Here is a 6,215-nt window from a genome sequence, read left to right as displayed (position 1 = left end):
GATTATAAAAACCCCAAAAATAACTAATGTACCAAATACAGCAGATCATATTATAGGAGTAATAAACTTAAGAGGACAGGTAGTACCGGTAGTAAACTTAAAGAAAAAATTAAATCTTAACAAAGGGGAAGATGAAAGTTTTAAAGAAAAAAAGATAATAGTAACTAATATAAAAGATATAATTATTGGGGTATTAGTAGATAATGTAAGAGAGGTAGTAACCCTAAATGTAGATAATATAGAAGAGATGACAGACAGTAGAAGAGGTCTAAAGGAAGACTTTATAGAAGGTGTAGTAAATTATGATAATGACCTTTTAGTTATAATTAATGTGGAGAAAGTTCTCTTTTCTGATAAGGAAAAGAAAGATGATAAAGAAAATAAATAAATATGATAAAATAAAAATAAAATAGGAGGTAATTTCAGTGAGTATCAGGATAAAAGAGTTATTAGAAGAGTTAAGGACAGTGCTTTCAAGTAAAACTATTGATGCTATTTTACCTCCTTTAATATTTGTACTAACAAGTAATTTCTTAAATTTAACCATCGCTTCAGTGTCTGCTATTTTAGTTTCATTAGTAATTGGAATAATTAGATTATTAAAAAAACAGCCCTGGAAATATGCTTTTGGTGGTTTAATTATTGTAATTATTGCATCTTCCTTGGCCTATTTTACTAAAAATACAGCAAGTTATTTTATTCCATCAATTATAAATAGCACTGTTTTGATAATAATTGCTACTCTTAGTTTAATCATAAATAAACCTCTGGCTGCCTGGGCCAGTCATTTAACTAGAGGCTGGCCTCTTGAATGGTTTTGGAGAGATGATATAAAGCCTGCTTATCGAGAAGTAACTATATTTTGGGTTATATTTTTACTTATGCGATTGACTATTCAAATATATATTTATCGCTTAGGAGAAAGTAATTTGACCTGGTCTAATATCTTATTAGGTTGGCCTTTTACAATAACTATTTTACTTATAAGTTATATTTATGGTATTTGGAGATTGAAAAAATTGGGAGGACCAGGTGTAGAGGAATTTAAAGAAAATAAAAAACCACCGTGGGAAGGACAGAAACGTGGATTTTAATTATTAAAAGAAATTTAAAATGAGAGAAAAATGACTTGACAATAAAGTGTTTTATATGTATAATAAATAATGTCGCGAAAGAGATATACTAAAAAAATAGCTTTGTGGTGGGTGTAGCTCAGTCGGTTAGAGCGCAGGATTGTGGATCCTGAGGCCGAGAGTTCGAACCTCTTCACCCACCCCATTTATTATTACACCTTTAGGGTGTGATTTTTTTTTGCTTATAAAATTTTTGAAAATTGCGAAAAGGAAATAATGTATTTTTATTGAAAGTTAATATAGTGAAAGCTTTGTAAAAAATGAAAAATCTAATATTATTTTAAGGGGAATAAATATGGATCTTTATACTTTAACAACAAATATAATTTTTGGAGCAACTGCAGGTTACATAACTAATAATTTTGCAATTAAAATGCTTTTTAAAGAATATGGACCTCTTGGTGGAGTTATTTTAAAGACTAAAGATGAATTTATAAAAAACACCAGTCAATTAATTGAAAGAGAAATTGTTAATCACCATACTCTTGAAAATAAGTTAGAAAGTGAAGAATTAAAATTAGTTATAAATAGGATAGTAAAAGAAATTATATCAGAAAAATTACCTCAAAGATTGGAGAAAAAAAATGTTAAAGACATTCCTGAAATGGAAAATACTATTTCAAATATTATAAAGTATGTAGTAAATAAAGAAGATTTTTCTAAGATCGATAAAAAATATCAAATAAGCAGCAATATTTTTGAAAAAGATCAATTAGAATATATAATAAGCAATTTATTTGATCAGTTAGTTAAGGAATTAAAAACTAATGATAACAGTTTAATAGATGAATTAAGCAATATAATTTATGAAGAAATTGCAAATAAAAAAATAAATGAATTAATTGATAATAGTTTACTTGATAAACTGGAGAATAATTTAAATAAGGAAACAAAAAACATTGATATATTTTTAAAAAATAACTTTGACAAAGAAATCGAAAGTTATCTAAATGATATTTATAATAAACTGAAAATAAATCAAAAATTCAAAAAAGCTATTCAAGATTTTATTAAAGAAAATAATGATATAATTGATGATAAATCTGCAAGTGAATTGTTATCTGTATTTATTGAAAATATAATATTAGTATTAAAAAGTAATAAAGGCCAAGAGGAATATAATAAATTAATTGAAAATTTAATAATAGATTTAAATCATAATTTTACCTTTGCAGATATTATTGGAATTAAAGAAAATGAGAAAAACAGAAATTTTATAAAAAAAGAAAAAGATTATTTTTTTGATTTAATGAAATATTGGCTTGAATATAATGAGGAGGATATAGAAGGTTTATTAGATGAAACTTTAATGGAAGTTTTAGAAGGAGGTAGTGGATTTCAAAATTCATTACAAAAATTTCTTTATAGTTTTTTGGGAGAAGAAGGAGTAGCAAAATATGAACCTGTAGATAAAATGAATGATTATTTGAAAGAAAAAAAAGAAGAAATTGATAGTTTATCTGAACTAAAAAAGTTGATTAAAAAATATGGTCCTGGAGATCTACTACAATTACTATTTGAAAATGATATATTAACAGTTAATAATTTAATAAATATATTAGAAAATAATAAAAAGAGAATAATAAATTACCTTGTAAAAAATATTTCTTCTCAAAAAATAACTAATTATCTAATTAATTTTTTTAGTAATCTGGCCGATAATGATCTACAGGATTTAATAATTAAAAAAATAAAGGGAAAATATCTATATTCTTCTGAATTAACTGGTAAAATAGAAAATTTATCCAGTGAATATATTTCTAATCTAAAAGATAAAAAAGTTAAAGATATTTTAAACCAAGAAATTTATAATAAATATTCCCAAAAAGTAAATAAAATTGTTTTAAGAAAATTAGATGAAAATGAAAAAGAAATTATAAACTTTTTTGTAAAATATTCAAGAAATAGTTTAAATGAAACGAATAAATATTTAGCTAATATAAATACTGATGATTTTCTATTAGAAATCTTGGATAACTTCTTAAAAATCACTGAAGAAGATTACTGGAAAAAGGCAGTGCAACTAATTGAGAATAATGAGAATTTTTCCAAAAAAAGTGTTGAATCATTAATAACTTTATTAGAGGACAATCTGGCTGAAATACTTGATGGCAAAATTGAAGAAACAGTTAGTAGTAGTTTATATAAATTAAATGATGAAGATCTACAGAGTGTTGTTGAAGATTTTGTGGGAAAAGAATTAAAACCTATTACAATATTTGGAGGAGGTTTAGGAGCTTTAGGTGGGATTTTATTATATTTTTTAGAAAATCTAAGTTCTATTTCTCCAGTATTGTCTTCAGGTCCTATTTTGGCAGTTTTAATTTATGCTTTGATTGGTTATTTAACAAATGTTATAGCTATTTGGATGATTTTCCATCCCTATCAGGAAAAGAATCTTTTTTCTTATTCTCTACCTTTAACTCCAGGGGTAGTTGCTCAAAACAAGGATAGGTTTGCCCAATCTATGGGTGAATTTGTTGATAATCAACTTCTTAATGCAAATTCAGTTACCCAAATATTAGGTGGAAAAAAAGATGATTTAATAGAAAAAATACAGAAATTAATTGAAGAAGATAAATATAAAAGAGTTGAAAATTTATTAAAAAATAATAGTAAAAAAATAACAGAGATTATAAGTAAAAATTTATTTAAAACTATTAATAATAATCAGCAAAGGATAGCAGAAATTGTTTCAAATAAAATTTCAAATTTGGAAATTTCAACTGTTAGTAATATGCTCAAAAATATAGATAATGAAAGTTTAGGAAAACTGGGAAGTAAATATTTGGCAGATATAATTAATTCAGAAATAAAAGAATTAAAACATGAAGAAAAAAGTATAACTGAATTATTAAAACATGAAAATTATTCATTTGTTGAAGATAAAATAAATGATTTAAATCAAAAATTGTGGGATGATAATGAGGAAATTATAAATTTAGAAAAATATTTAGATATAAATAAAGAAAAGATAAAAAAATTAATCAAAAATAAAACCAATCAAAAAATAAAGCCTACTGAATTAAATAAAATAAATAAAGAGTATATATCACTTGATATTTTAAAATTGATTGAGAAAAGTAATATGTCAGCAAAACTATTAAATAATATTATTCAATTAATTTTTAATGAAAATAGAGAATTGATAAAAAGAAAATTTTTAGATTTGATTAAAAATAAAATAAAAGAAAATAATTCATTTTTGGGAAGTTTAATGTTTAATTTAAGTGGTATTGATGAACTTGCAGATAAGACAGTTGATCATTTTATTGATAATAAACTGGCAGATTTTTTAAAAGAAAAAGAAGCAAGTCTTAAAAAAGTTGCTGAAGAATTTTTGGATGATATTCAAAAAACTGAAATGAAAGAAACAGGATTATACATAAAAGATGATTTTAATGATATAATAGTTAATAATGGAAAGAAATTAAAAATAGAAGAAAATATAGTTGAATTAAATAATCTTCTTATTGATAAATTATTTCAGTATAATAAGAATTATTATATAAGAGAATTATCTTTTTTAGAAAAAATTAACAGTCACAATTTAATCAAAAAATTAGGATTTAATCTAAATAATTCATTAACAAGAAATAAGAAAGAAATAAAAAATATTAGTTTTAAATTGATTAATAAAGTATTTAGAAAAAAAGCTGAAGATATCAAATTAAAAGATATATTAGCAGATATTTCTTATGAGGAGTTATATTATTCTCTGGAAAATGGGTTAAATGTAATTGATCAAAATAAATTATTTAACTTTCTTTTTGATGAATTTAATCTTATTTTTGCCGATCAAAAACTAAAAAGTTTTATAATTAAAGATAAACTTAATAATAGTATAGAAAAAATTATAAATGAAAATAAAGAAAATATGAAAGAAGATTTAAAAAGAGAACTACCAATATATTTAAATAATTTTATTCAACTAAGTGAAAAAGAAACTTTAGATTATTTTAGTTTATTATTTCTGGAAATTTCATTTGACTCTTTAGAAAATAATTTTATTGATTTAATAAATGCATTTGAAATAAAGGAAATAACTGAAAGTGAAGTGGAAGCAATGACTTCTGAAGAAATAGAAGATTTATTTTATTCATTTGCTGGTAAATATATGAATAGGCTCAAAATATATGGGTTTTCTGGTGGAGGTTTTGGATTTATTTCTGAGATAATACTAAAATATTTATTGTCTTGAATATTTTTGCAGGAATATTTTAAATTATCTGCAATATTATATATAAGAAAGTAATTTTATATAAAAATAACTATTTTTTATAAGGGTGAGGTTATTGAATATTATAAATCCAGCTGTTATAGAAAAAAGTATAAAAAAGTTGGCAGAAGTAAAAGGAGCAAAAGTTGTTTATTCTGAAGGTGAAATTAGTGAAGTGCATATTTTAGCTTCAGATCAAAAAGCGCCAAAACAACTTATTCGAGATATTGAATCAATAGTTATGGTCGATCATAATATTAAGATTGATCATAAGGTGATTAGTATAGCTCAATTAAGTGATGAAGATCTTTATACTAATAAAAATTCAAGGTTGCTAATAAATGGATTTAATAAAAGTTTTAAAAAGAAAGAGATAGAAGTAAATATTGAATTAAAAGCAGGTAAGGATATCTATAAAGGTAAGGCTGAAGGTTTGGCCAGTTCTATTAATCGTTTGAAATTATTTAGTGAAGCAACACTTGATGCGGTTCAAATTTATTTGGGAGAAGTATGTAATTTACTAACAGGAGAAATAAAAAAAGTTTCAATCGGTAATAGAGAGGCAGTTTTAGTATCAGTTATTATTTTGGATGATAAAGAAGAAAACACTTTTTTAGGCATAGCAGCTGAAAATGATGAAAAGGAATTAGCTGTAATAAAAGCTACTTTGAATGCTATAAATAGAAGATTGACTGTTTTACATAATAGTTAATAATTGGGGTCGGTGTTTTTAGCGGAGCGGTTATAGCCTGTCTACTAGCGGAAAGACAGAGAACCTAAATTAAAGGAGGCTATAACCTAATGAAAAGTAAATTATTTACTCTTTTACTAGCAATCATGTCTTTAGTTCTTGCTGGTGGAGC

General features: G+C 24.0%; 4 protein-coding genes and 1 tRNA gene. All 5 read left to right on the top strand.

The window, feature by feature from the left end; genetic code table 11:
• The coding region (locus tag VJ881_02230) for a chemotaxis protein CheW (protein ID HKL74858.1) at positions 1 to 388 on the top strand (388 nt) is incomplete at its 5' end.
• Positions 389 to 425: 37 nt separating this feature from the next.
• Entirely contained in the window at positions 426 to 1,094 is a 669-nt protein-coding gene (locus VJ881_02225; protein ID HKL74857.1) for a DUF3159 domain-containing protein, read from the top strand.
• 107 nt (positions 1,095 to 1,201) lie between these two features.
• A tRNA-His gene (locus tag VJ881_02220) sits at positions 1,202 to 1,278 on the top strand.
• Between the two features lie 150 nt (positions 1,279 to 1,428).
• On the top strand, positions 1,429 to 5,334 hold the full coding sequence (locus tag VJ881_02215) for a DUF445 family protein (protein HKL74856.1): 3,906 nt from the start codon (positions 1,429 to 1,431) through the stop codon (positions 5,332 to 5,334).
• A 94-nt stretch (positions 5,335 to 5,428) separates the two neighbouring features.
• Positions 5,429 to 6,064: a hypothetical protein gene (locus tag VJ881_02210; protein ID HKL74855.1), complete on the top strand. Its 636-nt coding sequence runs from the start codon at positions 5,429 to 5,431 to the stop codon at positions 6,062 to 6,064.
• Positions 6,065 to 6,215 lie beyond the last annotated feature (151 nt).

This window comes from Halanaerobiales bacterium (assembly GCA_035270125.1).
In the GTDB taxonomy this organism is placed as follows: domain Bacteria; phylum Bacillota; class Halanaerobiia; order Halanaerobiales; family DATFIM01; genus DATFIM01.
The sequence above is the reverse complement of the archived record's forward strand: the minus strand, read 5'-3'. Positions and strand labels throughout refer to the sequence as shown.

Excerpts from the sequence above, each read along its gene's own strand:
- VJ881_02215 (HKL74856.1), top strand. The coding sequence starts at position 1,429 with ATGGATCTTTATACTTTAACAACAAATATAATTTTTGGAGCAACTGCA.